Here is a 24,846-nt window from a genome sequence, read left to right as displayed (position 1 = left end):
CTGGGTCGGGCGTCAGGCGTCGAGACCGGCCGGCCCCCGACTCAGTCGTCGCCGACGAGTTCGTCGAACAGCGCCGAGACGCGCCCCTCGATGTCGTCGCGAATCGCCCGAACCGCATCGAGGTCCTGTCCGTCCGGGTCGTCGAGGTCCCAGTCGCGGGCGTCGCCGCGCCACGTCATGGGACAGATTCCCTCGGCCGAACAGCCCATCGTGACGACGATGTCGACGTCCATAATCTCGTCTTGGTCGATTGCGCGGGGCGTCTCGTCGGCGAGGTCGAACCCCTCCTCGCCCATGACCGCGACGACCTCGTCGTGGACGTGGTCGGCGGGGTCGGTGCCGCCGGTGACGACCTCGATGCGGTCGCCGACGCCGCGCTCGTCGCGCTCCCGGCGGGCGAAGGCCGTCGCCATCTGGCTCCGGCCGGCGTTCTGGACGCAGACGAAGGCGACGCGGGTCGCGGTCGCGTCGGCGTCGGCGTCTACATCGACATCGGCGGCGTCGGTCATCGCTCGGCACCTCGTCGGCGGGCGGCTGGCTTCGTCTCGTCGTGCGCCATAACCGGGAGTTGCACAATCAGCTATTTGAGTGCTTTGGAGCCTGTGTCCGCTGAAATCAGGAGATTAGCTCGATAGCCAAACTGTGACAACAACACGCATGGGGAGCCGAGGGGAACGGTGGTGTGCTCGCGGGAGCGCGCACGCGGGAGAGCGTGCGAACATCATATTGCGGTGAGTCCAAATCAGGAGTATTTTTAAGACCGCTGTCGTACGACGGCACATATGTTCAAGGCCATCGTGAGCGCCGCGACGCTCCGGGACGCGCTCGACTCCGTGAGCGTCCTCGTCGACGAGTGTAAGATTCGACTCAACGAGGAGAGTCTCTCCATCCGCGCCGTCGACCCCGCGAACGTCGGCATGGTGGACCTCACGCTCGACGCGGCGGCGTTCGAATCCTACGAAGCCGACGGCGGCGTCATCGGCGTCAACCTCTCGCGCCTCGAAGAGGTCGCCGGTATGGCGGGCTCGGGCGACCTCATCCACCTCACGCTCGACGAGGAGACGCGCAAGCTCAACATCCGCATCGACGGGCTGTCGTACACGCTCGCGCTCATCGACCCCGACTCGATTCGCCAGGAACCCGACATCCCGGACCTCGACCTCGCCGCGAACATCGTCCTCGAAGGGACGCACCTCGACCGCGGTATCAAGGCGGCCGACATGGTCTCGGACCACATCCGCCTCCGCGTCGACGGCGCCGAAGAGACGTTCCACATCGAGGCCGAGGGCGACACCGACGACGTGGACCTGTCGCTCCCCCCGGCGGACCTCATCAGCATCGAAGCGGGCGCGGCCGACTCGCTGTTCTCGCTCGACTACTTGAAGGACATGAACAAGGCGATTCCGACCGACGCCGAGGTCACCGTCGAACTCGGCGAGGAGTTCCCGGTCAAGCTTCACTACCAGATCGCAGAGGGGATGGGAACCATCACGTACATGCTCGCCCCGCGCATCCAGAGCGACTGAGCGGACGTTTCGGCGGCCGCGGCGGCCGCGTCGTTTTCGGACCATCCGAGCCGTCCCACTCGTTTCTCTCGATTCGCACCCGCCAGCGACCGCGTCGGCGCGGGCGTGGGCGGCGGGCGGCGCGAACCGAATCTCAGGAGGGTTCAGTCCGCGGACCTCGCGCCACGGACACGAGGACGTAGACCACGGGCACGATGAGCACGGCCCCGACGACGAACGGCGACCAGTACGCGAAGACGTACAGCGCCGCCATCGACGGCGGACCGAGCGTCCGGCCGAGGCTCCCCGCGCCCTGCGTGACGCCGAAGGCGTTGCCCTGCTGGTCCGCCGACGCCGACGTGGAGACGAGCGTCGAAAGCGAGACGTTCAACATCCCGTTGCCGAACGACAGGAGCGCCCCGACGAGGAGGAGCGCCACGAGTTCGCGGGTGAGCCACGGCGGGCCGCCGACCGCGGGGAGAAACGCCCCGATGTCGGGCGAAAACGGGAGCAACGCGAGCGAGGCCAGGAGGCCGACCGCGCCGACGACCGCCAGTTTCTCCTCCGAGTACCGCCGGGCGAGGCGGCCGACGACGACCCCCTGATTCAGCGTGCCGAGCAGGCCGATGTAGGTCAGAAACAGCGCCGTCTCGGTCTCGCCGTAGCCGTACACGTCGGCCGCGAAGGGGATGAACATGACCTGAATCCCCGAGAAGGCGACCGAGACGACGAAAAACGAGACGACGAGTCCCCGGAGGTCGTCGTCGGCGAGGGCGGCGCGGAACTGCGAGACGAGCGTCGTCGCGGGCGTGCCGGCGGGCGCGCGGGTCCGCTCGGGTTCGCGCAGGAAGACGAACGCGAAACCGAGGCTCACGAGGCTCAGCGCCGCCGCGGTGAAGCTCGGTAGCGAAAAGCGCGTCGCGGGCACGAACGGCGGAAACAGGTCGCGGGCGAGCGCGACCACCGGGTCGGAGGCCATCAGGCCGCCGATGGCCGGGCCGAAGATGAACCCGAGGCTGAACGACGCGCCGACGAGGCCGAGCGCGCCGGCCCGCCGCGCCGGCGGCGTGATGTCGGCGATGTACGCCTGCGCCGTGGCGATGTTGCCGCCCATCGCGCCCGCGAGCATCCGCGAGGCGAAAAGCGTCGCCACCGCGAGCGCCGTCCCGAAAAGCAGGTCGATTTCGCCGGCGACGCCGAAGACGGTCCACGCGAGGACGCTCCCGACGAGCGAGAGCATGATGACCGGCCGGCGGCCCCGCCGGTCGGAGATGCGACCGAGGACGGGCGCGAAGAGGAACTGCATGAGCGAGTACGACGCCGCCAGAAATCCGATGTACACGTCGCTGACGCCGAAGCTCCGGACGTAGAACGGCAGGATGGGGATGACGACCCCGAACCCGAGGAGGTCGATGAAGACGACGGCGATGACGACCGCGAGGGCGCGTCGCGTCCCCCGCGACTCCTCGGGGAACTCGGCGTCGGAAGACACGGCGGACTCGGGGGCACTCACGACACCACAGACGCGCGAGAAGCGCCTAACAGTTACGCCGATAGGGGAAAAGTCGGGATAGATAGCCGGGTCGACGCTCAAGAGCGGTAGCGGTCGATGACGCGCTTCGCCGAGACGGCCTTTTCCTTCCAGCCGTAGCCCGCGTCGTAGACGTGGCGCTTCTTCTCGACGAGTTCGGCGGGCGTCGCCTCCTCGAAGCCGCCGCGGTCCCACGTACCGGTGTCGCGGAGCCAGTTGACGACGTTCTCGCGCGTCTCGGGCCACGACAGCCCGACCATCTCGTACCACGCAATCATGGCGAAGACGGCGTTGTCGTGACAGCCGGGGACGCTCCCGTACTGGTGGAGCGTCCGCATCGGCTCCCGGGTCGGCTCCGAGACCTCCTCTCTGAACTCCTCGGCGGTGCGCAGTCGGAGGACGCCCGAGTTCGCGTCCGATATCCGCTCGTCGCGCTTGAGCCGTCGGAGCGCGGCCTGCTGGAGCGGACCCCACTCGCCCGGCGCCTCGCGGCGGAGCGTCTCCTCGTCGCACGGGCCGCCAGCGAGGACGGAGACGATGTCGACGTAGGCGCGCTCGACTTCGACCCACGGCGTCCCCTCGAAGCGGCAGTCGGCGTCGTGGAGACTGGTCGTGGCGCGGCAGTCCGGACACGGGTAGTCGAAGTGCGGCACGTGAGGGCCTGAGGAAGTGGTCGGTAATAGGTTGTGTGATGCGCGTCGCCGCCGCCGGGGTCTGTGACGGGGTCACGCGGCCCGTGCGCCACCGCCGAATCCGTCGCGTTTATCGGTGGGCACCCGGAACGTGGCGGTATGCGGATGCGCCCGCTCCACGCCCGATACCCGTTTTTCGCCGCGGCCAGAGAGGCGGTCGAATCGGCCGACGTCGCCATCGCGACGCTCGTCGCCGAGGACGCCCCGGCCGTCGAGCGCGGCGTCGAGCGCGTCGAACGCGCCCTCATGGAGGGCACCGTCGAACCCGACCCCGACGAGGCTTACGGGCGGGACACCCAGACGGAACTGCTTTCGTACCCCATCTCGCGCATCATCGTCTCGCTCGTCGAGACGCCCGCGGCGGTGGACAAGTACGCCCGCGCCGAGGCCGACACGGCCTACGAGCGCATGCTCGCCGACTTCGACGCCGGCGACGACGACGTCCACGGCGACGCCCGCGCGAGCCTCGACGACTTCCTCCGCGAGTTCGACCTCGACGGCGCGGTGCGGGCCGAATCGACCCGGAGCCGCAACAGCCGCCGCGCGCCCGACCACTACTGGGTCGACGTGGGACCGTACCTCACCTACTCCGACACCGACTGGGGCGCTGACTGGCGGCTCGTCAACCGCTCGCTGGCCGGCGGCGCGGTCCGCGTCACCCGCGAGGAGCTCTCGGAACTGCTCCGCGAGGCGGTCCGCCGCCGGGTCGCAGAGGGGCTTCCCTTCGCCGTCCGCGGGAGCGACGCCGGCGACCGCCTCGCCGACGCGCTCAAACCCCACGTCGAGCGCCTGCGGAACCTGCTTTCGGACCGCGGCGCGGTCAACGTCGTCTACGTCGACTCGGTCGACCCCGACCACTTCCCGCCCTGCGTCGAGGCGCTGTTAGCGCGGGCGCAGGACGGCGAAGACCTCCCGAACGAGGCGGCGTTCGCGCTCGCGGCGTTCCTCGTCGGCGTCGGCCTCGAACCCGAGGCGGTCAGGGGCGTCGTCGGCGACGCGAACGCCGAGGAGCTCGAAAAGCGGGCGACCGTCCTCGCGGACTCAAGCGGGTCGCAGTACGCGCCGCCGACCTGCGAGACGATGCAGTCGTACGACCTCTGTGTGAACCGCGACGACCGGTGTGACACCATCAAGCACCCGATGAAGTACTTCGAGACGGCGACGACAGACGCGGACGCGGCCGCCGCGGACGAAGCCGCCGACTAACGAGGGCACGAAGAGCGTTTCTGCGAGCCGTCTGCGGGCCGTCAGCCGACCGCCGAGCGCCGCCGCTACGCGTCGAGCGCCCCGCGACGGCGAACACGTCACCGAAACCGACCGGCCGAGTTAGGAAGAACGCGACAGCCAAACGCCGATACCAGCCATCACGAGGACGAACGCCGTGATAGCGCCGACGAGTGCGAACCCGCCGGTGGAGGCGAGTCCACTCTGGTTGTAGGTCGCACCGATGCCGACGATGAGGGCGATAAACACCCCGACCGCGACGATGGAGACGGCAATCTTCCGCCGCATCTCCGCTTCGATAGCCATGCGACGACGTATCCGCGGCCGTTCTAAAAGGTCTTCGATGGGCGGATGCCCGACGAGAGCCACTCACGCGGCCGATTTTCCACGCGAAACGAGGGTTTAGGTCGTTCGAGAACCTACTTGCAGGTGACGGAAACCGACCTCGAACAGCCGCTGGTAAGGTCGGACTCCCGCACCACCATGACGCACATCGCACACACACCCGCGTCGACTCGCCGCCCGGTGCGCCGCAAGACCACGCTCCCGTCCGACGGACTGGCCGGGCGCGCCCGCCGCGCCCGCGTCGAGCCGATGGCCGTCCGGCCGCTCCGCGACGGTCGCTACGTCGTCGAAACCGACGGCGGCACCTACGTCGTCGACGTGGAGGCGCGCACCTGCACCTGCCCCGACAACGCCATCCGACACGCCCGCTGTAAGCACCTCCGCCGGGTCGCCATCGAGATCACCCGCGGCGAGGTCCCGCCGCCCGGCCGCCGGAGCGCCACCTGCGCCGTCTGCGGCGACGAGACGTTCGTCCCGATGGACGCGACGGGGCCACAGCTCTGTCCCGACCACGAACACCGCGCCGGCGACCTCGTCCACGACCGCGAGAGCGGGAGCCTCCTCGTCGTCACGCGGGCGCTCGGCACCCGCGCCGACGAGACGCCGACCGAGACGGGACGCCTCGTCTCGGCGTACGAGAGCAACCGCGACTACGGCGACCACGAACCGACCTTCGAGGCGGTCTACCTCGATTCGCTCCCGGTGGACGCCGGCCTCGCCGACCTCGACGAACTGCACGCCTACCGGTTCCCCGCCTCGCGGCTCAGCCGCGTCGAACGCGGCTTCGTCGGCGCGCGCACGCTCGGCGAGCGACTCGCTCGGGCGTGAGCGAGCGCGGAAAATCGCGCCGCGGCCTCAGTCGCCGCCGAGTTTGGTCTGGGTCGGGCCGCCGGTGAAGGACTCGAAGTCCTCGCCCTCCGCCAGCGCCGTCTCCTTTTTCACGCGGTAGTTCCCGCCGTCGGTCACGTACAGGTCGCCGGGGTGGAAGAAGTACCAGTCCTCGCGGTCGAACCGGACGGCGATGCGGGCCTTCGCGCCGAAGTTCCGCGAGAAGTAGACGAGCGCTTCGACCTCCTCGCCGCTCAGGTAGATGGGGCGACCGCTGGAGGACTTCGCCTCGATGGCGTAGAAGACCTCGCCGTTTCCCGCGAGCACGTCGGGGAGTTCGCGCGTCGTCGCGCTCCCGGAGGCGGGCGCGCGCATGACGGCGAACCCGGCCTCGTCGAGAGCGTTGACGAGTTCGCGCTCGCGTCGGTCTCCCTTTCTGTTCGAAGACATGGTCGGGAGTCGGCCGCGGGCGGTGATAAATGAGGCGACCGGCGTCCGGGAGCGCAGTCGAAATACGCGGCGTCACTCGAAGAGCGGAACGGCGTTGCCCCACAGCGCCCGGAACTGGCGGTCGAACTCGCTGACGACGCCCGCGTCCGTCACCACGACGACGCCGAGCCGGTCGGCGGCGGACTGGGGGTGCGGGATGTCGACCGACGCGACCGTTCCGTCGACGACGTCGAACGAGACCGGCAGGTGCGGCAGGGTCCGGACCCGAACCGTCTGCGGCTTCGACGCCACGAGTTCCCGAAACTCGTCGGGGAGCGAGTCGAGCACGGGGTCGCTGAGGAGTAACGACACGCCGAGGTCGGCGCGAGCGCCCTCGAAGAACGCGTCGAACTCCGTGCGGAGCGTCTCCCACGGAGCCCGCTCGTACGGCGGGCCGACCGCGGCCGAGACGGAGTCAGTTGCCGCCCGCACGTGCTCGTGCATCGCCGTCCGCATCTCGTCGCCGCCGAGGCGGCCGAGCCAGACGCTCCCGTCGGCCGGCGGCGTCGGCAGGAGGCTCGACCGGACCGCGTCGGCCACGTCGCGGTACCGAGTCCACTCCTCGCGCAGTTCCGCGGCGCGCTCGGTCAGCAGTCGCTCGACGGCCGCGGGCGGGTCGACGGCGACGTAGCGCGTCGGCTGGGTCGACTGCGCGCGAACCAGTCGGCGCGACCGAAGCCCGTTGAGCACGTCGTAAACCCGGCCGTTCGGGACGCCGCTCGCGTCCGAGACGGTCGCGGCCGTCGCGGCCCCCGTGACGAGTAGCGTCCGGTACACCTTCTCCTCGTAGTTCGACAGGCCGAGTTCGCCGAGTTCGGTCATGTGCGGAAGTCCGTTCCCCATCAGTTAGTAATTCGATATTTCGCGTTCGGCGGCGGTGGGCAACGGACCGCAAGTGGCGGGCGATTGCAGAACGCTCATCCGGGTCGTGACTGGACCGACGGGCATGAATCCGTACGTGGTACTCGCCGGCGCAATCGCGTCGGAGCTGGTCGGAACGACCGCGCTCAAACTGTCCGCGGGGTTTTCGAAGCCCCTCCCGAGCCTCGGCGTGGTGGTCGGCTACGGCCTCGCGTTCTACCTCGTCTCGCTGACGCTGGAAGAACTCCCCATCGGCGTGGTGTACGGGACGTGGGCCGCGCTGGGTATCGTCGGCGTCGCGGCCATCGGCGTCGTCGTGTTCGACGAACCGGTCGACTTGACCGGGCTCGTCGGCCTGCTTCTCATCCTCGCGGGCGTCTACTGCGTCAACGTCCTCTCGGAGATGGCCGCACACTGAGGGCCGACGCGAAGGGACCGCGCCACCAGAGCTATCTGTCGGCTGGCGGATACTGCCCGTATGAACCGCGAGAACCGCCGCGGCCTCGTCTTCCTCGTCCTCGGGGTCGCCCTCCTCGCGAACCCGCTTTTCCTCTATCCCGACGGCGTCTCCTACGAGAAGACGTACACCTACGAGGCGTCGGCGGTGGACTACCTCCCGCACACCGCCGACGCGTTCTACCGGGTCAAATCGTGCGGGTGGAACCCCCTCCAGTCGGCGGAGTGCGCCGCCATCATCGACATGGCCCGCGGCGACCCGGTCGAACTGAAGTTGGACCCGGACCGCGGCGTCGACCCCGAATTCTGGTCGTTCGACTACGTCCGGGCCGACGGCCAGTACTTCGAACCGAACGCGACCCTCGACGGGCGCACGCTCACGCTCTCGCTCCACCCGGTGTCGACCGAGACGGTCAGACGCGACCTCTCGGAGGGCCTCGCCGAGTCGCCGCGATACGTCCGCGAGGCCGTCCGAAACGGCAGTAGCACCGTGACCGAATCCGAACTGTACGAACCGGAGACCCACTACGTCGCGTTCGAGGGTCGGTACTACGTCGTCGAACCGGTCGAAACCGAGCGCGTCCCGACCGGCTGGGGGTGGAAAGCGCCGTCCGACGCGGCCATCGAGGCGATGCGACTCGCGGCGTGGATAGGCGGCGTCGCCTGCGTCTGGCGGGCCGGCGAGTGGACCGAGCGCGGTCGCTGACGGGTGTGAGAAACGAGAGAGAGAGAGCGCGCGGGTCGGCTTACGTCCCGTGGGCCCAGCTACCCATGTACTCGCGCTGTTCGTCGGTCATCGAGTCGAACTCGATGCCCTCGGCTTCGAGCTTGATTTCGGCGACCTCGCGGTCCAGTTCGTCGGGCACGTCGTGGACGCCGGCGTCGTAGGCGTCGCCGTTCTCGACGAGTTCGCGGACGACGACGGCCTGCACGCCGAACGACTGGTCCATGACCTCGACCGGGTGGCCGAGCGCGATGGGCGACGCGAGGTTGACGAGGCGGCCCTCGGCGAGGACGTTCAGGCGCCGGCCGTCTTCGAGTTCGTAGGCGTCGACGCCGTCGCGGGCCTCGTACTCGTCGACGGCGAGGTCCGACAGCGCGTCGAGGTCGATTTCGATGTCGAAGTGGCCGGCGTTGGCGAGGAGGACGCCGTCTTTCATGTTCTCGAAGTCCTCGCGGGTGATGACGTCGCGGTTGCCGGTGGTCGTGATGAACACGTCGCCGACCTTCGCGGCCTCCTCCATCGGCATCACGTCGTAGCCCTCCATGTGGGCTTCGAGCGCGCGGCGGGGGTCGACCTCGGTGACGATGACGTCGGCGTTCTGGCCGGCGGCCTTCTTGGCGACGCCCTTGCCGCAATAGCCGTAGCCGCCGACGACGACGTTCTTGCCGGCGTACGAGAGGTTCGTCGTCATGGCGATGGTCGCCAGCGACGACTCGCCCGTGCCGTGGACGTTGTCGAACAGGCGCTTCATCGGCGTGTCGTTGACGGCGAAGACGGGGTAGTTCAGCTCGCCGTCTTCGTCCATCGCGCGGAGGCGGTGGACGCCGGTCGTGGTCTCTTCGGCCCCGCCGACGATGGTGTCGATGAGTTCGGGGTACTCCTCGTGGATGGTAAACACCATGTCCATGCCGTCGTCGACCGTGACGGTCGGCTCGTGGGCGATGACGGCGTCGATGGCCGCGTAGTAGCCCTCGTCGTCGACGCCGCGGACGGCGTAGGAGGTGATGTCGTCGTTGGCGTCGAGCGCCGCCGACACGTCATCGTGGGTCGAAAGCGGGTTACAGCCGGTGATGGCGACTTCCGCGCCGCCGAGCGCCAGCAGTTCGACGAGGTTCGCCGTCTTCGCCTCGACGTGCATCGCCATGCCGACGACCTCGCCGGCGAGCGGCTGTTCCGACTCGAACTGCTCGCGGAGCTCCTGCAGGATGGGCATGTGCTGGAGCGCCCAGTCCATCTTGCGTCGTCCCTCGGTCCGGGCGGCCTCGACGTCGTCGAGGTGCTCGGAGACGGGAGCGTAGTGTTCGCTCATACCCGTGGGTTCGGAGAGGGGTCCGAAAACCCTACCGAAGGCGGTCGCCGCCCCCGAATCTACAAGTGTCAACCGGGAGATTGTATCGCCGAGGGCCGATGCTCGTCATAGAAAACGGCAAGACGGTCGCCGAGCAGGAGTTGTTCGCCCTGATGAGCGCCCCCGCAGTCCCGGACCTCTTGCGCGTCGCCGACGAACCGCTGACGGTCAAGGAGCTGAGCTGTCGGGCCGACGTGCCGCTGTCGACGGCCTACAGAGAGGTCAAGCGGCTCCACGAGGCGGCGCTGTTCGAGAAGTCCATCATGGTCGACCACAGCGACGGGCGACACGTCGCGCAGTACCACCGGACGTTCGAGCGCATGGAGGTCAGCGTGACCGACGACGGACTGCGCATCGAACTGGCCGGGTAGCGAGGTCGGAAGGCGGTGTGGGCGGACCAGACGGGGGGTTCAGACGGCGGCAGGCCGGCGCGGCGATTCAGACGCGCTCGCGGAGCGACGCGATTGCCTCGCGGGCGCGGGCCATCGCGGCGTCCTCCTCGAGCGTCAGCACCTCGCGGTCCCGCATCAGCACCCGCCCGTCGCAGACCGTGTGGCGGACGTCGGAGCCGCGGGCGGCGTACGCGAGGTGGCTCACGAGGTCGTTGGCGGGCGCGAGGTGCGGCGCGTCGAGGTCGACGACGGCGAGGTCGGCCGCGCCACCGACTTCGAGCGCGCCGCCGGGGAGGTCGACGGCGGCGGCGGAGCCGGCGGTCGCCATCCGCACCACGTCGGGGGCGGCGACGGCGCTGGCGTCGTCCGCGGCGAGCTTGCCGAGCATCGCGGCGTCGCGCATCTCGTCGAACATGTCGAGGTCGTTGTTCGAGGCCGCGCCGTCGGTGCCGAGGCCGACCGTGACGCCCGCGTCGAGCAGTTTCTGGACGGGAGCCATGCCGGAGGCGAGCTTCATGTTCGACGCCGGGCAGTGGACGACGCCGGTGCCCGCCTCGGCGAGCAGGTCGATTTCCGCGTCGTCGACGTGGACGCCGTGGGCGAGGAAGTCGTCGCCGGTGAGCATGCCGAGTTCCTTCGCGTACGACAGGGGCCGCTCGCCGCGCTCGTCGACGATGGGGTCGACCTCGTCCGTCGTCTCGTTGGCGTGGTAGTGGACCGGGATGTCCTCGGCGTGCGCGTCGGCGACGAACTCGCGGAGGAAGTCCTCCGCGACCGTCGTCAGCGAGTGCGGCATCGCGGCGGTCCGAATCCGGCCGTCGGCCGCGCCGTCGAACTCGCGGGCCACGTCGAGGCTCTCGTCGATGTCGGCCCGCGCGTCCTCGTCGTCTTTCCCGAGCGTGACGACGCCGTGGCCGAGGCGGGCGCGGAGGCCGGCCTCGTCGACCGCGGCGGCGATTTCGGGGACGTGGAAGTACATGTCCGCGAACGCGGTGGTCCCCGACTTAATCATCTCCACGAGGCCGAGTTCTGCGCCGGCGCGCACGTCCTCGGGCGTGAGCGCGGCCTCGGCGGGCCAGATGTCCTCGCGGAGCCACGCGTCGAGCGGCTTGTCGTCGGCGTAGCCGCGCAGGAGCGTCATCGCCACGTGACAGTGGGCGTTGACCAGACCCGGCGTGACGAGACAGCCCTCGGCGTCGAGCGTCTCGTCGGCGTCGGCGTCGAGGTCCGCGCCGATATCGAGAATCGTCCCCTCGTCTCGGTCCACCAGTACGTCCGCGTCCTCGACCGTCGCGTCGGGGAGGAGCACCTGTCCGCCCGCGATTCGGAGCGTGTTCATGTCGCTCGTTCGGGTCGGTGGGGTGGTGAATCCACCGTCTCGCGGCCGCGAGACGCAACCGCCGAGTTCGCCGCGGAGCGGCCGGGATACCGGCGGTAGTCCGATTCCCGAAAATCGAGAACGAGCACCCCCGCTTAGGTCCGAACCCCAAGTATCGGGGGACATGGAGCCCCCGTCGAACCTCGCGCTCGTTCCGGGGCACGTCCAAGCAAGTCCGTGGATGACCGCGGTCGTCGTCCTCGCGGGCGTCTCGTCGGTCACGCTGGCCGCGCTCGGCGTCGCCGTCTTCCTCCGGCGGCGGACGCGGTCGCACCTGCTCGTCGCGCTGGCGCTGTTGGCGTTCGCGTCGCGGGCGGCCGTCGCGGCGCTGACGCTCACCGGCGTCCTCTCCGAGTTCGACCACCACGTGGTCGAACACTTCTTGGACCTCGTGATGGCCGGCCTCGTCCTCGCGGCCATTTACTACGCCCGGAGCATCGAGCGCGAGGCGGGGGTCAACGACCCATGAGTGAGACACGAACCCGCGTCGCCGACCACATCAAGCACAGTCCGGGAGTCCACTTCAACGAGCTCGTTCGCGCGCTCGACCTCGCCCCCGGCCAGGTACAACACCACGTCCGCAGACTGCTCTCCGACGAGACGGTCCGTCGCGCCGAGTTCTACGGGCGGACGCACTACTTCCCCCCGGAGTTCGACGCGTGGGAGCGCGGCACGCTCGCGCTCGTCCGCCGGGAGACCGCCCGCGACATCCTCGGCCACCTCCTCGAACACGGCGACGCCCGCCCCGACGACGTGGCCGACGACATCGGCGTCGCCCGGAGCACGCTGGAGTGGCACCTCGACCACCTCGTCGAGCGCGACGTGGTCCGCAAGGAGCGCGACCTGCACAACCGCGTGACGCTCGTCCTCACCCACCCCGAGCGGACGACCCGGCTGTTAGACGACGTGTCGCCGTCGCTCCCCGAGCGGTTCGTCGACCGGTTCGACCGCCTGCTCGACCACCTCGTCGAAGGGTAGCCGCGGGTCCCGAGAGCGGTCCTACGCTTCCGTCTCGCCCGCGCCGCCCGCGTCTCGGAGCCGCCCGATACGCGACGCCAGCGACGGCTCGAACGAGAGGAACGACCCCGCGCGGCCGGTGTCGACCTCGTCGGCGGTCGCGTCGAGCGCGTCGGCGACGGCCGCGCGTCCGACCCGTTCTGCCGCCGCCTCGTCGGCCCGATAGATGAGCCGTTTGCTCGCGTACTCGCCGGTCACGAGCAGTATCACGCCGATTCCGGCGAAGACCAAGAACGACAGGGAGAACCCGAACGGCGACCACGCGACGCCCCAGAAGACGAGCCCGGCCACCGCGGTCACGGTGAACAGCCGAAGCTCGTAGACGTACCGAGCGACGCGTCCGGCGTCGACCGCGAGGAGCGCCGAGACCGTCTCGTCGTCGTAGCGGTCGAGAAGCGAGTCGGTGAGAAAGAGCGTCTTCCGCCCGACCGGGCCGCGAGTGAGGTGGTCCGAGCGGTGGCCGCCGCCGTCGAGGAGGCGAACCCGAGCGACCGAGAGACCGCCGCGGTCGCACAGGCGGTCGAGTCGCTCGCGCGTCGCGTCGTCGGGGACCGCCGTCGTCTGCGAGACACCCACGAGCGGTGCCGAAAAGACGTATGCGGCGGCTACGAACGCAAGCATGGTGAGCAGGCCGCTGGTCTCCAAGACCCGGAATTCGACTTGTAGCGCGGTCACCACGCAGAAGACGAGCGCCGCGATGAAGAGCTGATAGCGGAACATCTTCGCGGCGGCCGTTCCCGCACCTATATCGGCGTCTCGAACGCGCCTCGCCACGGGGAACGCGCCCAAGTACGAGACGGTCGCCACGACCGCGGCACCGACAGCCACGAGCGCCCAGCCGAAAATCGCCCACGGCCAGTCGGTCGGGAGACCGACGGCGGCGAGGAGCGCCCGGTCCGCGTTCGTCCACCAGACGACGCCGACGAACAGGATGGCGGCGTAGAGCCAGTTGCTTCGAACCCGTTTTCTGAACCGCTGGACGGACGACCCGCGGCGCTCGTGGAACGCGGCGCTGAGTCGCGACCAGCCGGCACCGAGGAGGGAGACGCCGACGAGCGCGCCGGCGAACGTGGCGGGAGCCATAGATGACACTTCACAGATGTGTCAAAAAACCGTTCCGGCTTGCGAAAGTCAATTACCTCCGGGACGTGACGGGCAGGTATGCGAATCGCCGTGCCCAACAAGGGCCGCCTGCACGAACCGACGATTGAACTCCTGGAGCGTGCGGGACTGCACCTCGACAACGGTGCCGAGCGCAAACTCTACGCCGGGACCGTCGACCCCGACGTGACCGTGTTGTTCGCCCGCGCCGCCGACATCCCCGAGTACGTCCGCGACGGGGCCGCCGAGGTCGGCGTCACGGGCCTCGACCAGGTCCGCGAGTCGGGCCACGAACTCGAAGACCTGCTCGATTTGGAGTACGGCAAGTGTCGGCTCGTCCTCGCCGCGCCCGAGGACGGCGACATCGAGACCGTCGAGGACGTGTCGGGCAAGGTCGTCGCCACCGAGTTCCCGCACATCGCGCGGACCTACTTCGAGGAGGCGGGCATCGACGCCGAGGTCGTCGAGGTCACGGGCGCGACCGAACTGACGCCCCACGTCGAGATGGCCGACGCCATCATCGACATCACCTCGACCGGGACGACCCTCCGGGTGAACCGCCTCGCCGTCATCGACGAGGTGCTGTCGTCGTCGGTTCGGCTGTTCGCCCGCCCCGACGTGGTCGACGACCCGAAGGTCCAGCAGTTGCTCATGGCGCTCGAATCCGTCCGCTCGGCGGAGGGCAAGCGCTACCTGATGATGAACGCGCCGCGCGAGAAACTCGACGACGTGAAGGAGGTCATCCCCGGCCTCGGCGGCCCGACCGTGATGGACGTCGCCGGCGACTCGACCGTCGCCGTCCACGCCGTCGTGAACGAACGCGACGTGTTCGAGGTCGTCAGCGACCTGAAAAACGTCGGCGCGAGCGGCATCCTCGTGACCGAAATCGAGCGGTTAGTCGAGTAAGCGACGCGGCCTCCTGCCCGTCGCGGCCGTCATTTTTTCCAGCGCAGGTCCGGCACCGTGACCGACGGGTCGAACCCGAGGTCGCCGCGGCGCGCCCGGACGTAGGCCGCGATGCAGACCGCGCCGAGGACGATTGCGCCGATGCCGAGCAGACCGGCCTCGGGGCCGAACGCGCCGCCGGTAATCACGTCGGGGCCGCGTTCCGTCGTCTCGACGAGCGACGTGCCGAAGTCGAGGCCGCTGACCGCGAAGCCGAAGACGCCGCCCTGCACGAAGTTCCACGAGATGTGGACGCCCGTCGGGATGGCGAGGTCGCCGGTGAGCGCGTAGCCGAGGCCGAGCATGACGCCCGCGAGCGTGATGCTGAGCGTGCTCGTCAGGCCCGCGTTCGGGTTGGCGTAGTGGGCGACGCCGAACACGGCCGACGAGACCGCGAGGCCGCCGGCGACCGCCGCGTCCGGGTCGAACCGCCAGCGGAGGCCCTCGGCGACGTCGGTGAGGACGACGCCTCGAAGCAGGAGTTCCTCGGCGATGCCGACGACGACGAAGAACGCCAGAAGCGAGCCGACGCCGAGCAGTCGGTCGACGCCGAGCGGGGCGGGGGAGACCGCAATCCAGCCGGCCGCGACGCCGACCACGAAAACGGCGGTCATCAGCGCCGCCCCGAGCGCGAGGCCGAACCCGAGGTCGGCCGCCCACTCGCGGTCGAGTCCGAGCCCGAGGTCCGCGACGGTCCGCCTATCGACGTACCGCGCGACGACGAGCGCGGCGAGGCCGCTCGCGCCGACCGAGACGAGCGAGACGACGAGCGACACGAGTCGGCTGGATGCGGCGAGGTCACCGAGGGCCGTCGAAAGCGAGAGTCCGACCGCGAGCGAGACGACGACGAAGACGACGGGCGTCGCGAGCAGTCGAAACGGCGCGCGCGGCCGGCGTTCCGTGTCGTTCCAGAGGAGGCGACGGGGAGACACGGCGGGGAATTCGACGGCCTCGGTCAAGAAGGTACGGCGGGAGCGTCAGAAGGGCGCGGTCGTCAGGATGGCGGAGAGGCCGAACAGGACGAGGCCCAGCAGTACCGAGACGACGAAGTGGATGGTCACCACGTACGCCGACAGGCGGTTCGACCGGCCGTAGAGGAACTTGACGAAGCCGAAGTCGAGGCCGAGTGCGAGCGCGAGCGCGACGAAGGAGTTCCAGCCGAAGGTGGTGAAGACGACGGCGATGGCCGCCGGGACCGGCCCGACGGCGAACGCCTTCTTGAGTTCCACGTCGCCGAGGACGTTCCGCGCGGCGATGTGGGCGGTGAGAGAGAGGAACAGCGCGAACAGCGCGAACGTTCCGGCGACGGCCGTGACCGGCGCACCGGCGGCCGTCTGCAAGGTGAGCGCGTCCATATCGGCCCGAGGGACGCGACTGACTTAGGTCCGGTCGATTCGAGTCCCGGTCGCGCGCGGCGGCAGGACCACTCGACGCGTTAGAACGACCCGTTGAGGAGACCGAGTTCGGAGAGGCGCGAAATGATGACGTCGACCGCCGCCTCGGCGTCTTTCGGCTGTTTGCCGCCCGTGATGACGAGTTTGCCCGACCCGAAGAGGAGGGCGACGACGCTCGGTTCGTCGAGGCGATAGACGAGCCCCGGGAACTGCTCCGGTTCGTACTCGATGTTTTCGAGGCCGAGCCCGATGGCGATGGCGTTGAGGTTCAGGTTCTCGCCGAGGTCGGCGCTCGTGACGATGTTCTGAACGGTGATTTCGGGGTCGTCGTCGACCGGAATCTGAAGCTCGCGGAGCTTGTCGAAGACGATTTCGAGGCTCTCGTGGACGTCGTCGGTCGACTTCGCGCCGGTACAGACGATTTTCCCGGACCGAAAGATGAGCGCCGCGGACTTCGGCTCCTGCGTCCGGTAGACGAGTCCCGGAAACTGCTCGGGGTCGTAGTCGGCACCCTCGAGGTCCATCGCCACGCTCTGGAGGTCGAGCTCTTGGCCGATTCCCGTGGAGGCGACGACGTTTTCGATGTTGATTGTGTCCTTGGGGTCGGTCATACAACGATTTAAGGCACGTATTTAAGGGTTAAAAAGATTGGTGCAAGAAGTTGACAGCTTACGTACGACGGCGAATAATACGGGCGTTTCTGACGGTGACGACCGACCCAAGTAATGTCAGGGAGATTGGAACTGCGAGTCGTGCGACCGCCGGTCTGAGCACCCAGTAGGTGGCGAAGAACAGGGCGACCGAGACGAGTTTTAACACCGCGAACGAGCCGGGGCCGGGGTCGCCGCCGGAGATGCGTCGCACGATGGGGTTTCCCTCCTGCACGCCGGCCGTCCTGACCCCGAGAACGGTCGTGACGTAGTCGCCGAGCCCGTAGGTGAGCGCCGCCGCGCCCCAGGAGATGGCGTCGAGAGAGGCCATGGGGGTGAATTCGGAGCGCCCGATATAAGTCTCGCCGTCGCCGAGGTGTCAGGTTCGGCGGGGTCGCAGTCGGTCCGGAGCGGCCGACACCATCGCGGGCGCGACGACGACCGATACCCTCATTTCCGCGGCCCGTCAGGTCCGAGCGTGTACGGACTGGAACTCGCCGGCGAAGAAGACGCCTTCGCCGCCCGCGAGGCCGAGGCGGCCGCGACGGGCGTGACGGTCGTCGCCCCCGGCCTCGCCACCGCCCGCGGCGTCGAACCCGAGCGCGCGAGGCGACTCGCCTACACCCGTCGCGTCGTCGAACTGGTCGGGCGGTGCGACCCCGACATCGACGCCGCCCGCGCCGTCGTCGCGGCCGCGAACGTCGACCGCGAGGGGACAGTCGCCGTCCGCGCCCGCGACGTGCGAGGGCTCACCGATATCAGCACGACCGACGCCGAGCGCGAACTCGGGTCGGCGCTCGTCGACCGCGGCTTCGGCGTCGACTTGGACGACCCCGACCACGAGCTTCGGGTCTACTTCTCCGAAGACGCCTGTCTCGTCGGCTGGACCGCCGTCGAGGCCGTCCGCGACTTCGCCGACCGGAAGCCGACCGACAGACCGTTCTTCCAGCCGGGGAGCATGGCCCCCGTGGACGCCCGCGCCTTCGTCAACATGGCCGGCGCGGAGCCCGGAGCCCGGATTCTGGACCCGATGTGCGGCACCGGCGGCGTCCTCCTCGAAGCGGGCCTCGTCGGGGCCGACGTGGTCGGCGTCGACGCCCAAGCGAAGATGGTCGGCGGCGCGCGGGAGAACCTGCGTCACTACGTCGGCTCCGGCGACGTGGTCCGCGGCGACGCCACCGCGCTCCCCTTCCGCGACGACTCCATGGACGGCGCGGTGTTCGACGCCCCCTACGGCCGGCAGTCGAAAATCGCGCGCCACTCGCTTTCGGACCTCGTCGGCGGGGCGCTGGCTGAGGTCCGCCGGGTCGCCCCCGAGTGCGTGATGGTCGCCGACCGGTCGTGGACCGAGGAGGCCGAAGACGCCGGCTGGGAGGTCGAACGGGTGTTCGAGCGACGGGTCCACCGGTCGCTGGTGCGGTACGTGCATCTCCTGCATCGGTAATCGGAATCGCCGGCCGACGAGCCGTCGCAGTCACGGTTTCCATTCAGCCGCCCGACAGGACTATCCCCCAGCGCGTCGAAGCGAGCGCATGTACCGTAGGGTTCGAAACGCCGTCGCCGAGGCGTACGACCCCGACCCGCGGGCGGCGACCATCGTCGCGATGGGGTCGGCGTTCCTGCTGTTTTCGCTCCTGTCGTACCCGGACGGTTCGAGCCCGTACTACCTGTTCGGTCTCGTGGTGGCAGTCTTCTCACTCGTCGTCTCGGTGGCGATGCTCGCCGTCGAGAAACTCCGGTAGTCGGGGTGAACGAGGCCGCTACAGTTCTTCCTTCCGACGCGTAATCTCGCCGTTCGGACCGACGCGCAACGTCACGTACTCGTAGTCCTGAATCCGCTCGTCGTACGCCGCCTCGCCGTCGACGAGGAGTTTCACGTCGCAGGTCTCGGCGTCGACCTGCCGGGTGAGCGTCACCGTCTCGCCGGGCGAGAGTTCCACGTCGCCCTCGCGGCACGCTGGCTTCAAGATGACCTCGCCGTCGAAGCCGCCGTTGACCGCGACTTCGACCATCTCTGACCCCTCGCAGAACTGCGGCCACCCGCATTCGTCCGTGGTGGTCGCCGTCTCGGTCTCCGTTTCGGACGAGGATTCGGCGGGGCCGCCGAGACACCCGGAGAGGAAGGCGAGCGAACCGAGGGACGCGAGGACCCGTCTGCGCTGCATGAGCGATGATTCAGATGTCATGGTAAGTGCCTTGTGTGGGTTCGGTCCGGTCCACTCGATGATGCTGTGACGTCCGGTCTCGTGAACGTCGAGGTGCGAGAACCGTCGGACTCAGAAACTCGGAGCACCAACTCGCTTCCCACGCCGGTACAGGTAGTACGACAGAAGCGGCACCGAGACGACAAAGAGGGGCGAGAACACACCGCCGACGAAGTGAATCAGCCCCGCGGCGACCCAGAGCCAACTCGGTCGCCACGACACGGCCGACTGCCGCACCGCGTACAGGTCGATACCGAGTGAAACCGTGACCAAGAGACCGACGAGGAGGCCGATGAGGTCCACGATAATCACGATGGCAAAGAAACTGAGCATCATCGCCTCGGACGCGAATCGACCGGTGGGCACGATTCCCCATCCGCCCAGAAACATGAGGACGCCGAGGAGGACCGAAATCGGGAACAAGGCGACGCCGTACCACCACGGCGACGGCGTCCGTGCGGAGGGCTGGGACGGTTCGTGGACTGTGGAGGACATGACGCCCGCAACGCGCCCTATGTGTTAATTATTTGTCATTCTGGCGGGAGACGTTGATGCATCACTCCCGCCGAGCCAGCACCGTCTCGCCCGCCCGCACCGACTCGCCTTTCTCGACGACCACGTCCTCGGACCCGTACTCCGGTGGTAACAGCACGTCGGCCCGCGAGCCGAAGTCGATGTGGCCGAGCTTCTGGCCGCGGACGAGTTCGTCGCCGGGGGCGACGTACGAGTGAATCCGGCGGGCGAACGCGCCGGCGATGAGCGACACTTCGTGGTCGCCCGCGTCGGTGTCGAGTTCGATATCGACGCGCTCGTTGCGGTCGGAGTCCTTCGAGAACGCCGGCTTGTGCGCGCCGGGGCGGTGAGTCACGTCGCTGACCGCACCCGAGACCGGCGTGCGGTTGACGTGCACGTCGGTGACGTTCATGAACACGCCCACGCGGACGCGGCCGTCCTCGACGCGAATCACGGAGACGCGCCCGTCGGCGGGGGCGACGACCCCCGATTCGTCCGGTGGCGAGCGCTCGGGGTCGCGGAAGAACCAGAGGACGAACGCGCCGACCGCGAGGAGCGCGGCTCCGAGGGGCGGGAAGACGACCGCCGCGACCGCCGCGCCGAGGAAGGCGGGAAGCGCGAACCGCCGGTAGCCGGGTGCGAACTGCATTATGCCTCGCCGCGGACCTCTGCGCCCCAACTCGTGAGGAGGTGAGTGAGGTGCAGTCGGTCGTCGATGCCCGTCGAGATGTCGAGGTCGACCTGTCCGGCGAGTTCGTGCAGGCGGGCGAGTTCGCCGCCGGCGAAGCGCTCGGGGGTCGAGTCGGCGACGCGGAGGACGTCGCGGAGGAGCTCCTGTCCCTCGTAGCCCTCGTCGTCGAGGAGCGTCGTGAGGGTCTTGCGGGCGTCCTTGATGTCGCCCTCGCGGGCGTTGATGAGGAGCGTCTTCAGCTCGTCGTCGAAGCCCACGTCGCCGAGGGCCGCGTGGACCGTCGACATGGTGACCTCGTCTGCCTCGGTGGCCGTCCGCTGGGCCGAGAGGATGGCCTTCCGGACGTTCCCGTTGGAGGCGTCGGTGAGGAACTGGAGGCCGCCGGCGTCGTAGTCGACGCCCTCAGCGTCGAGGATGTCGGCGAGGAGAGATTCGAGCGCCGCGTCGTCGGGTGCGGGCATGGGGACGGGAAAACACCGCGAGCGAATCGGCGGGATGAGCTTCGAGGGCTGGCGCGTGGTGATGACGAACTGCGTGGTCCGGTGGTGCTGTTCCATCACGCGGCGGAGCGCCTGCTGGAAGTCCTCGCGGATGGACTCGGCGTTGTCGAGGACGATGGTCTTGTACTCGCCCGACATGGGGGCGTAGCTGGCGGACTCCTTCAGCACGCGGTTAATCATGTCGCGTTTCGCCATGCGACTGCGCCCGTCGAGGAACTGCTCGAACCGCGGGTCGGCGCGAATCTGCTTTTTCGTCCGGTTGAAGAAGTCCGCGACGTTGAGTTCGATGAGGTCGTTTTCGGGGTCCGCGTGCGCCTCGTGAGCCAGCGCGCGGACGGCGGCGGTCTTGCCGACGCCCGGCGGGCCCTGCACGACGAGGTTCATCGGTTCGTCCACGGCGCGTCGGAGGCGGTCGCGGACCTCCGGCTGTGGGAGGTCGTCGAGCCCCGGCGCGTGCGTCTCGGTCCACAGCGGCGCGTCCATTGGACTCCGGTAGCAGACGGTCGGGTAAGAATCGGTCGGTCCGGGGCGTCGGGCGGACTCGGCTTCCCTGTGGGGGCGAGCGCCGAGGCCGCGACCGATTCGACGCACGTTTAGTCCAGCCGCTATCATTGTGGTGCATGTCCATGCGCGCGACCTTCCTCGGGACCGGCGGGGCCGTCCCCACCACGGCGCGTGCGCCGAGCGCGTTCCTCGTGAACCGCGACGGCGAGCGCCTGTTGTTCGATTGCGGGGAGGGCACCCAACGCCAGATGATGCGCTACGGGACCGGGTTCGGCGTCAGCCACCTGTTCGTCACCCACCTCCACGGCGACCACATCCTCGGCATTCCCGGCCTGATTCAGACGCTCGACTTCAACGACCGCGACGCCTCGCTGGCCATCCACGGCCCGCCGGGGAGCAAGCGCCACCTCGAAAAACTCGTCCACGCCGGCGGCTACCAGCCCGGCTTTCACGTCTCCGTCCACGAGGTCCGGCCGGGGAACGTCGCCTACCGCGCCGACGACTACGAGGTCCGCGCGTTCGACACCGAACACCGGACCGCCTCCGTCGGCTACGCACTCGTCGAAGACGACCGTCCCGGCCGGTTCGACCGCGAGAAGGCCGAGGAACTCGGCGTCCCCGTCGGCCCGGCGTTCGGCCGCCTCCACGCCGGCGAGGACGTCGAACTCGAAGACGGGACCGTCGTTCGCTCCGAGCAGGTCGTCGGCGACCCCCGTCCCGGCCGCACCGTCGTCTACACCGGCGACACCCGCCCGCTCGACTCGACCGTCGAGGTCGCCCGCGACGCCGACCTGCTCGTCCACGACGCGACGTTCACCGACGAGGAGGCCGAGCGGGCGAAACAGACCGCGCACTCGACCGCGCGCGAGGCCGCCCGCGTCGCCCGCGACGCAGACGTTCGACGCTTCGCGCTGACGCATATCTCCGCCCGGTACGCCGCCGACCCGAGCCCGCTTCTCGAACAGGCCCGCGAGGTGTACGACGGCGAGGCGTTCGTCGCCGAAGACGGCCAGAAACTGGAGGTCCCGTACGCCGACAGCGACGGCGGCGGGGCCGAGACCGGCGAGTAGTCCGAGGGGCCGCGGTACGCTTTTCTCCCGCCCGTTCGCACCAACGGGTGTGCCGCAGAACGCCTTCCACACCGTCGACGTGTTCGCCACGGCGAAGTACGCCGGCAACCAACTCGCCGTCTTCGAGGACGCGGACGCGCTCAGTTCCGACCAGATGGCCGCGCTCGCCAACGAGACGAACTACTCGGAGACGACGTTCATCGAGGGCGGGTCGCCCGACGACGGCTACGACGTTCGCATCTTCACGCCGGACGGCGAGATTCCGTTCGCCGGACACCCGACGCTCGGGACGGCCGCCGTCCTCCGCGAGCACTTCGACGCCGGCGACGAGGTGACGCTGAACCTCGGCGTCGGCCCCATCTCGGTCGAGGTCCGGGACGGGAACTCGGACGCAGACGGCGACGACGGCGACGACGGAACGCCCGACGGCGAGCAGTACTGGATGACGCAGAACGCGCCGGCGTTCGGCGAAGAACTCGACCCCGAGACGCTCGCCGGGGTGCTGTCGCTCGACCTCGCCGACTTCGACGGCGACTGGCCGATACAAGTGGTCTCGACCGGCCTCCCGGCGGTGATGGTGCCGCTCCGCGACCGCGACGCGCTCGCCCGGAGCGAGGTGTTCACCCCCGCGTACCGTTCGTTCTTCGACGACGTGGGCGTCGAGAACCTCTTTCTGTTCTGCCCGGACCCCCGCGACGACGCGAACGACTTCGCGGCGCGGATGTACGCCCCGGGCCACGGCGTCGCCGAGGACCCCGCGACCGGGAGCGCGAACGGCTGTTTCGCCGGCTATCTCGCCCGCCATCGCTACTTCGGCGACGAGGAAATCGAGGTCACGGTCGAACAGGGCTACGAGATGGGCCGACCGTCGCACCTCCACCTCGAAGCCGAAGACCGGGGCGACGAGGTGACGGTCCGCGTCGGGGGGCGCGTCGAGTTCGTCTCGACGGGGAGACTCGTCTGAGCGGCCGCTGAGCGGGCCGTCGAGCCAAAAAGCGAGATCGGGTCAGTCGCGGTGGGCGTCGCAGACCGGGTTCTCGCCGTCGTCGAGAAGGACGACCGGAACCCCGAGGACCACCCACTCGCGGACGTAGCGCCGGCGCGTCGTCGCGGGCGACCCGCACTCGACGCAGGCGGCGTCCGCGGCCTCGACGGCCGACTCGACGATTCTCGTCCGCGGGCCGACCGCCGTCCGCGGATACGCCGGGCGTTTGGACAGGAGCGCCGCGAGCGCCGCGGCGACGACGAGGCCGACGACCGGCAGGACGAACCGACCGACGCCGGAGCGCGCGAGGACGCCGACGATGACGAGTAACGTGACCGCGACGGCCAGTTCACGGAGGAGCCGCATCGACGGCGTCAGGTGCTCGTCTCGTTTTCGGAGCCGGACGACGACCCCGACGAACTGGACGACGCCGAGCGAGCGTCCGACGACGAGTCGGTGGACGACGAGGACGAATCCGACGACGACGAACCGTCGCTATCCAGCGACCGGACGAACTGCGGGTAGCCGCCGTCGCCGACCGGGATGTAGACGGTGTCCGTCTCGTCGAGCTTCTCGATGTACTTCTGGGCCAGCACCTCGTCGGACAGCGACTCCGCGAGGATGCGGTTGGCGTCGGCCTGCCCCTGCGCCTCGATGCGCTTGCGCTCGGCCTCCAGCTCCTCGACGGCGAGTTCGTCCTGCTTCTGCTGGCGGCGCTGTTCGGTGATTTCCTTCTGTTCGACCGCCTGCGCGTACTCGGCGGGGAGTTCGACGTTGCGGACCTGCACCGCTTCGAGGATGAGGCCGTCGTCGGCGAACTCCTCGGCGAGTTCCCGCTCGGCGGCGGCCTTCAGCTGGGTCTGGCCCTCGCCGGTATAGATGACCGTGACGGGCAGTCGACCGGCCTCGGTCCGGAGCACCGACCGAATCGACGGCCGAATCAGGCGCTCTTCGGCGGTTTCGAGCGTCCGGTAGTTGCGGTAGAACTCGACGGCCTGCCCGGCGTCGATGCGGTAGCGGACGGTCACGTCGATGTCCGTCCGGAGGCCGTCTTCGGTCAGGACCGTGATGGCGTCGTCGCCGCGCCTGTCGCCTTCGCTCGTCGACGACGACATGGTGTACGACTGCGGTCGCACCGACAGCGACGAGGTCGACTGCGAGACGGGGTTGACGAAGTGCGCGCCGGGTTCGAAGACGGTGCCGGTGGTCGCGCCCCACTTCTTGACGACCTTGACGTTCCCCTCTTCGACGGGTTCCCACGCGAGGAGCCCGGCGATGGGGGCGGCGATAAGGAGGAGGGCGACGACACCGACGAGGGCGATGCGCGTCAGCGACCCGGAGGTCACCGACGGCGGGTCGGGGATGTCAGAACTCATCACTTTGATTTCAAATAGCCGGGACTTGTTTGTTTCGTGTCAAGCGGGGTCGCGGCGACTGTCGCCGGCGACGCCCACTCGGCGGCCGAGTCGCGCAAACGCGACACCCGACCGAGTCGACAC

General features: G+C 69.1%; 32 protein-coding genes. 13 read left to right on the top strand and 19 right to left on the bottom strand.

Features of this window, described 5'->3' with window-relative positions; all coding sequences use genetic code 11:
* Window positions 1–41 precede the first annotated feature (41 nt).
* Entirely contained in the window at window positions 42–509 is a 468-nt protein-coding gene (locus IEV64_RS05885) for an arsenate-mycothiol transferase ArsC (RefSeq protein WP_188423415.1), read from the bottom strand.
* Between the two features lie 273 nt (window positions 510–782).
* Here IEV64_RS05885 and IEV64_RS05880 point away from each other — a divergent pair, with 273 nt between their 5' ends.
* Entirely contained in the window at window positions 783–1,526 is a 744-nt protein-coding gene (locus IEV64_RS05880) for a DNA polymerase sliding clamp (RefSeq protein WP_004065599.1), read from the top strand.
* Between the two features lie 133 nt (window positions 1,527–1,659).
* Here the strand turns inward: IEV64_RS05880 and IEV64_RS05875 are convergent, their stop codons facing one another.
* Window positions 1,660–3,018 carry an MFS transporter gene (locus IEV64_RS05875; protein ID WP_007275549.1) on the bottom strand — a complete coding sequence of 453 codons (1,359 nt, stop codon included), beginning with the start codon at window positions 3,016–3,018 and terminating at the stop codon, window positions 1,660–1,662.
* A gap of 77 nt (window positions 3,019–3,095) precedes the next feature.
* A complete protein-coding gene (locus IEV64_RS05870; protein WP_007275550.1) occupies window positions 3,096–3,689 on the bottom strand; it encodes a DUF7474 family protein in 594 nt (197 codons plus the stop codon).
* Between the two features lie 144 nt (window positions 3,690–3,833).
* Between IEV64_RS05870 and IEV64_RS05865 the strand changes: the two genes are divergently transcribed.
* Complete coding sequence (locus tag IEV64_RS05865) at window positions 3,834–4,934, top strand: DNA primase eukaryotic-type large subunit (RefSeq protein ID WP_007275551.1); 1,101 nt, start codon at window positions 3,834–3,836, stop codon at window positions 4,932–4,934.
* A 120-nt stretch (window positions 4,935–5,054) separates the two neighbouring features.
* Here the strand turns inward: IEV64_RS05865 and IEV64_RS05860 are convergent, their stop codons facing one another.
* A complete protein-coding gene (locus tag IEV64_RS05860; RefSeq protein WP_004968920.1) occupies window positions 5,055–5,258 on the bottom strand; it encodes a DUF7472 family protein in 204 nt (67 codons plus the stop codon).
* Window positions 5,259–5,477: 219 nt separating this feature from the next.
* Here IEV64_RS05860 and IEV64_RS05855 point away from each other — a divergent pair, with 219 nt between their 5' ends.
* A complete protein-coding gene (locus IEV64_RS05855; protein WP_007275552.1) occupies window positions 5,478–6,125 on the top strand; it encodes an SWIM zinc finger family protein in 648 nt (215 codons plus the stop codon).
* A gap of 27 nt (window positions 6,126–6,152) precedes the next feature.
* Here the strand turns inward: IEV64_RS05855 and hjc are convergent, their stop codons facing one another.
* Both hjc and IEV64_RS05845 read right to left on the bottom strand, forming a co-directional pair.
* A complete protein-coding gene (gene hjc / locus IEV64_RS05850) occupies window positions 6,153–6,575 on the bottom strand; it encodes a Holliday junction resolvase Hjc (RefSeq protein WP_007275553.1) in 423 nt (140 codons plus the stop codon).
* A 72-nt stretch (window positions 6,576–6,647) separates the two neighbouring features.
* Window positions 6,648–7,436, bottom strand: a complete 789-nt coding sequence (locus IEV64_RS05845) for a TrmB family transcriptional regulator (RefSeq protein ID WP_049920596.1) — start codon at window positions 7,434–7,436, stop codon at window positions 6,648–6,650.
* A gap of 124 nt (window positions 7,437–7,560) precedes the next feature.
* On the opposite strand from IEV64_RS05845, the gene IEV64_RS05840 reads away from it, so the two are divergent.
* Window positions 7,561–7,893 (top strand): DMT family transporter, encoded by a 333-nt coding sequence (locus IEV64_RS05840; protein ID WP_007275555.1) that lies wholly within the window; start codon window positions 7,561–7,563, stop codon window positions 7,891–7,893.
* Window positions 7,894–7,953: 60 nt separating this feature from the next.
* Window positions 7,954–8,637, top strand: a complete 684-nt coding sequence (locus IEV64_RS05835) for a DUF8127 domain-containing protein (RefSeq protein ID WP_188423414.1) — start codon at window positions 7,954–7,956, stop codon at window positions 8,635–8,637.
* Between the two features lie 40 nt (window positions 8,638–8,677).
* On the opposite strand, the gene IEV64_RS05830 is transcribed toward IEV64_RS05835, so the two are convergent.
* Window positions 8,678–9,964, bottom strand: coding sequence for an adenosylhomocysteinase (locus IEV64_RS05830; RefSeq protein WP_004968916.1), 1,287 nt, complete (start codon window positions 9,962–9,964; stop codon window positions 8,678–8,680).
* 98 nt (window positions 9,965–10,062) lie between these two features.
* On the opposite strand from IEV64_RS05830, the gene IEV64_RS05825 reads away from it, so the two are divergent.
* A complete protein-coding gene (locus tag IEV64_RS05825; RefSeq protein WP_188423413.1) occupies window positions 10,063–10,374 on the top strand; it encodes a helix-turn-helix transcriptional regulator in 312 nt (103 codons plus the stop codon).
* 67 nt (window positions 10,375–10,441) lie between these two features.
* Here IEV64_RS05825 and IEV64_RS05820 read toward each other — a convergent pair whose 3' ends face one another.
* Complete coding sequence (locus IEV64_RS05820) at window positions 10,442–11,734, bottom strand: amidohydrolase (protein WP_188423412.1); 1,293 nt, start codon at window positions 11,732–11,734, stop codon at window positions 10,442–10,444.
* A 163-nt stretch (window positions 11,735–11,897) separates the two neighbouring features.
* Between IEV64_RS05820 and IEV64_RS05815 the strand changes: the two genes are divergently transcribed.
* Together IEV64_RS05815 and IEV64_RS05810 are read left to right on the top strand one after the other, a co-directional pair.
* On the top strand, window positions 11,898–12,242 hold the full coding sequence (locus IEV64_RS05815) for a DUF7471 family protein (protein ID WP_007275560.1): 345 nt from the start codon (window positions 11,898–11,900) through the stop codon (window positions 12,240–12,242).
* The gene (locus IEV64_RS05810) at window positions 12,239–12,751 is read left to right on the top strand and encodes a winged helix-turn-helix transcriptional regulator (RefSeq protein ID WP_004968912.1); all 513 of its coding nucleotides are present in this window, start codon (window positions 12,239–12,241) and stop codon (window positions 12,749–12,751) included. Before IEV64_RS05815 ends, IEV64_RS05810 begins: the two co-directional genes overlap by 4 nt.
* A gap of 21 nt (window positions 12,752–12,772) precedes the next feature.
* On the opposite strand, the gene IEV64_RS05805 is transcribed toward IEV64_RS05810, so the two are convergent.
* Complete coding sequence (locus tag IEV64_RS05805; RefSeq protein WP_188423411.1) at window positions 12,773–13,873, bottom strand: M48 family metalloprotease; 1,101 nt, start codon at window positions 13,871–13,873, stop codon at window positions 12,773–12,775.
* 78 nt (window positions 13,874–13,951) lie between these two features.
* Between IEV64_RS05805 and hisG the strand changes: the two genes are divergently transcribed.
* Window positions 13,952–14,797, top strand: coding sequence for an ATP phosphoribosyltransferase (gene hisG / locus IEV64_RS05800; RefSeq protein WP_188423410.1), 846 nt, complete (start codon window positions 13,952–13,954; stop codon window positions 14,795–14,797).
* A gap of 29 nt (window positions 14,798–14,826) precedes the next feature.
* Here the strand turns inward: hisG and IEV64_RS05795 are convergent, their stop codons facing one another.
* From IEV64_RS05795 to IEV64_RS05780, 4 genes are all read right to left on the bottom strand, one after another.
* Complete coding sequence (locus IEV64_RS05795) at window positions 14,827–15,795, bottom strand: CPBP family intramembrane glutamic endopeptidase (protein WP_188423409.1); 969 nt, start codon at window positions 15,793–15,795, stop codon at window positions 14,827–14,829.
* 18 nt (window positions 15,796–15,813) lie between these two features.
* Window positions 15,814–16,191, bottom strand: coding sequence for a DUF7473 family protein (locus IEV64_RS05790; RefSeq protein WP_188423408.1), 378 nt, complete (start codon window positions 16,189–16,191; stop codon window positions 15,814–15,816).
* A gap of 80 nt (window positions 16,192–16,271) precedes the next feature.
* Window positions 16,272–16,841, bottom strand: coding sequence for a TATA-box-binding protein (locus tag IEV64_RS05785; protein ID WP_004968907.1), 570 nt, complete (start codon window positions 16,839–16,841; stop codon window positions 16,272–16,274).
* A 58-nt stretch (window positions 16,842–16,899) separates the two neighbouring features.
* Window positions 16,900–17,211, bottom strand: a complete 312-nt coding sequence (locus tag IEV64_RS05780; protein ID WP_188423407.1) for a DUF5658 family protein — start codon at window positions 17,209–17,211, stop codon at window positions 16,900–16,902.
* A 156-nt stretch (window positions 17,212–17,367) separates the two neighbouring features.
* Here IEV64_RS05780 and IEV64_RS05775 point away from each other — a divergent pair, with 156 nt between their 5' ends.
* Both IEV64_RS05775 and IEV64_RS05770 read left to right on the top strand, forming a co-directional pair.
* On the top strand, window positions 17,368–18,324 hold the full coding sequence (locus IEV64_RS05775) for a methyltransferase domain-containing protein (protein WP_049920597.1): 957 nt from the start codon (window positions 17,368–17,370) through the stop codon (window positions 18,322–18,324).
* Between the two features lie 88 nt (window positions 18,325–18,412).
* Complete coding sequence (locus tag IEV64_RS05770) at window positions 18,413–18,622, top strand: hypothetical protein (RefSeq protein WP_007275567.1); 210 nt, start codon at window positions 18,413–18,415, stop codon at window positions 18,620–18,622.
* An 18-nt stretch (window positions 18,623–18,640) separates the two neighbouring features.
* Here the strand turns inward: IEV64_RS05770 and IEV64_RS05765 are convergent, their stop codons facing one another.
* The 4 genes from IEV64_RS05765 to IEV64_RS05750 all read right to left on the bottom strand — a co-directional run bounded on the left by IEV64_RS05765 (window position 18,641) and on the right by IEV64_RS05750 (window position 21,271).
* Window positions 18,641–19,045 carry a hypothetical protein gene (locus IEV64_RS05765; protein WP_007275568.1) on the bottom strand — a complete coding sequence of 135 codons (405 nt, stop codon included), beginning with the start codon at window positions 19,043–19,045 and terminating at the stop codon, window positions 18,641–18,643.
* Window positions 19,046–19,156: 111 nt separating this feature from the next.
* The gene (locus tag IEV64_RS05760) at window positions 19,157–19,579 is read right to left on the bottom strand and encodes a hypothetical protein (protein ID WP_188423406.1); all 423 of its coding nucleotides are present in this window, start codon (window positions 19,577–19,579) and stop codon (window positions 19,157–19,159) included.
* A 61-nt stretch (window positions 19,580–19,640) separates the two neighbouring features.
* Window positions 19,641–20,246 carry a protein sorting system archaetidylserine decarboxylase gene (locus IEV64_RS05755; protein ID WP_188423405.1) on the bottom strand — a complete coding sequence of 202 codons (606 nt, stop codon included), beginning with the start codon at window positions 20,244–20,246 and terminating at the stop codon, window positions 19,641–19,643.
* On the bottom strand, window positions 20,246–21,271 hold the full coding sequence (locus IEV64_RS05750; RefSeq protein WP_007275571.1) for an AAA family ATPase: 1,026 nt from the start codon (window positions 21,269–21,271) through the stop codon (window positions 20,246–20,248). Before IEV64_RS05750 ends, IEV64_RS05755 begins: the two co-directional genes overlap by 1 nt.
* 143 nt (window positions 21,272–21,414) lie before the next feature.
* Between IEV64_RS05750 and rnz the strand changes: the two genes are divergently transcribed.
* Both rnz and IEV64_RS05740 read left to right on the top strand, forming a co-directional pair.
* On the top strand, window positions 21,415–22,362 hold the full coding sequence (gene rnz, locus IEV64_RS05745) for a ribonuclease Z (protein ID WP_188423626.1): 948 nt from the start codon (window positions 21,415–21,417) through the stop codon (window positions 22,360–22,362).
* Window positions 22,363–22,411: 49 nt separating this feature from the next.
* The gene (locus tag IEV64_RS05740) at window positions 22,412–23,326 is read left to right on the top strand and encodes a PhzF family phenazine biosynthesis protein (protein WP_188423404.1); all 915 of its coding nucleotides are present in this window, start codon (window positions 22,412–22,414) and stop codon (window positions 23,324–23,326) included.
* A 42-nt stretch (window positions 23,327–23,368) separates the two neighbouring features.
* Here the strand turns inward: IEV64_RS05740 and IEV64_RS05735 are convergent, their stop codons facing one another.
* The gene (locus IEV64_RS05735) at window positions 23,369–23,713 is read right to left on the bottom strand and encodes a DUF8108 domain-containing protein (RefSeq protein WP_007275574.1); all 345 of its coding nucleotides are present in this window, start codon (window positions 23,711–23,713) and stop codon (window positions 23,369–23,371) included.
* A gap of 8 nt (window positions 23,714–23,721) precedes the next feature.
* Complete coding sequence (locus IEV64_RS05730) at window positions 23,722–24,723, bottom strand: prohibitin family protein (RefSeq protein ID WP_007275575.1); 1,002 nt, start codon at window positions 24,721–24,723, stop codon at window positions 23,722–23,724.
* Window positions 24,724–24,846 lie beyond the last annotated feature (123 nt).

Source organism: Haloferax sulfurifontis (genome assembly GCF_014635105.1).
Classification (GTDB): Archaea; Halobacteriota; Halobacteria; order Halobacteriales; family Haloferacaceae; genus Haloferax; species Haloferax denitrificans.
The sequence above is the reverse complement of the archived record's forward strand: the minus strand, read 5'-3'. Positions and strand labels throughout refer to the sequence as shown.

Coding starts and splice junctions, on each gene's coding strand:
- IEV64_RS05885 (WP_188423415.1), bottom strand. CDS start 509: ATGACCGACGCCGCCGATGTCGATGTAGACGCCGACGCCGACGCGACC.
- IEV64_RS05860 (WP_004968920.1), bottom strand. CDS start 5,258: ATGGCTATCGAAGCGGAGATGCGGCGGAAGATTGCCGTCTCCATCGTC.
- IEV64_RS05785 (WP_004968907.1), bottom strand. CDS start 16,841: ATGACCGACCCCAAGGACACAATCAACATCGAAAACGTCGTCGCCTCC.
- IEV64_RS05865 (WP_007275551.1), top strand. CDS start 3,834: ATGCGCCCGCTCCACGCCCGATACCCGTTTTTCGCCGCGGCCAGAGAG.
- IEV64_RS05755 (WP_188423405.1), bottom strand. CDS start 20,246: ATGCAGTTCGCACCCGGCTACCGGCGGTTCGCGCTTCCCGCCTTCCTC.
- IEV64_RS05765 (WP_007275568.1), bottom strand. CDS start 19,045: ATGCAGCGCAGACGGGTCCTCGCGTCCCTCGGTTCGCTCGCCTTCCTC.
- IEV64_RS05790 (WP_188423408.1), bottom strand. CDS start 16,191: ATGGACGCGCTCACCTTGCAGACGGCCGCCGGTGCGCCGGTCACGGCC.
- IEV64_RS05835 (WP_188423414.1), top strand. CDS start 7,954: ATGAACCGCGAGAACCGCCGCGGCCTCGTCTTCCTCGTCCTCGGGGTC.
- IEV64_RS05820 (WP_188423412.1), bottom strand. CDS start 11,734: ATGAACACGCTCCGAATCGCGGGCGGACAGGTGCTCCTCCCCGACGCG.
- IEV64_RS05770 (WP_007275567.1), top strand. CDS start 18,413: ATGTACCGTAGGGTTCGAAACGCCGTCGCCGAGGCGTACGACCCCGAC.
- IEV64_RS05735 (WP_007275574.1), bottom strand. CDS start 23,713: ATGCGGCTCCTCCGTGAACTGGCCGTCGCGGTCACGTTACTCGTCATC.
- IEV64_RS05780 (WP_188423407.1), bottom strand. CDS start 17,211: ATGGCCTCTCTCGACGCCATCTCCTGGGGCGCGGCGGCGCTCACCTAC.
- rnz (WP_188423626.1), top strand. CDS start 21,415: ATGCGCGCGACCTTCCTCGGGACCGGCGGGGCCGTCCCCACCACGGCG.
- IEV64_RS05880 (WP_004065599.1), top strand. CDS start 783: ATGTTCAAGGCCATCGTGAGCGCCGCGACGCTCCGGGACGCGCTCGAC.
- IEV64_RS05730 (WP_007275575.1), bottom strand. CDS start 24,723: ATGAGTTCTGACATCCCCGACCCGCCGTCGGTGACCTCCGGGTCGCTG.
- IEV64_RS05845 (WP_049920596.1), bottom strand. CDS start 7,436: ATGACCGAACTCGGCGAACTCGGCCTGTCGAACTACGAGGAGAAGGTG.
- IEV64_RS05805 (WP_188423411.1), bottom strand. CDS start 13,873: ATGGCTCCCGCCACGTTCGCCGGCGCGCTCGTCGGCGTCTCCCTCCTC.
- IEV64_RS05840 (WP_007275555.1), top strand. CDS start 7,561: ATGAATCCGTACGTGGTACTCGCCGGCGCAATCGCGTCGGAGCTGGTC.
- IEV64_RS05810 (WP_004968912.1), top strand. CDS start 12,239: ATGAGTGAGACACGAACCCGCGTCGCCGACCACATCAAGCACAGTCCG.
- IEV64_RS05830 (WP_004968916.1), bottom strand. CDS start 9,964: ATGAGCGAACACTACGCTCCCGTCTCCGAGCACCTCGACGACGTCGAG.
- IEV64_RS05825 (WP_188423413.1), top strand. CDS start 10,063: ATGCTCGTCATAGAAAACGGCAAGACGGTCGCCGAGCAGGAGTTGTTC.
- IEV64_RS05750 (WP_007275571.1), bottom strand. CDS start 21,271: ATGGACGCGCCGCTGTGGACCGAGACGCACGCGCCGGGGCTCGACGAC.
- IEV64_RS05815 (WP_007275560.1), top strand. CDS start 11,898: ATGGAGCCCCCGTCGAACCTCGCGCTCGTTCCGGGGCACGTCCAAGCA.
- hjc (WP_007275553.1), bottom strand. CDS start 6,575: ATGTCTTCGAACAGAAAGGGAGACCGACGCGAGCGCGAACTCGTCAAC.
- hisG (WP_188423410.1), top strand. CDS start 13,952: ATGCGAATCGCCGTGCCCAACAAGGGCCGCCTGCACGAACCGACGATT.
- IEV64_RS05760 (WP_188423406.1), bottom strand. CDS start 19,579: ATGTCCTCCACAGTCCACGAACCGTCCCAGCCCTCCGCACGGACGCCG.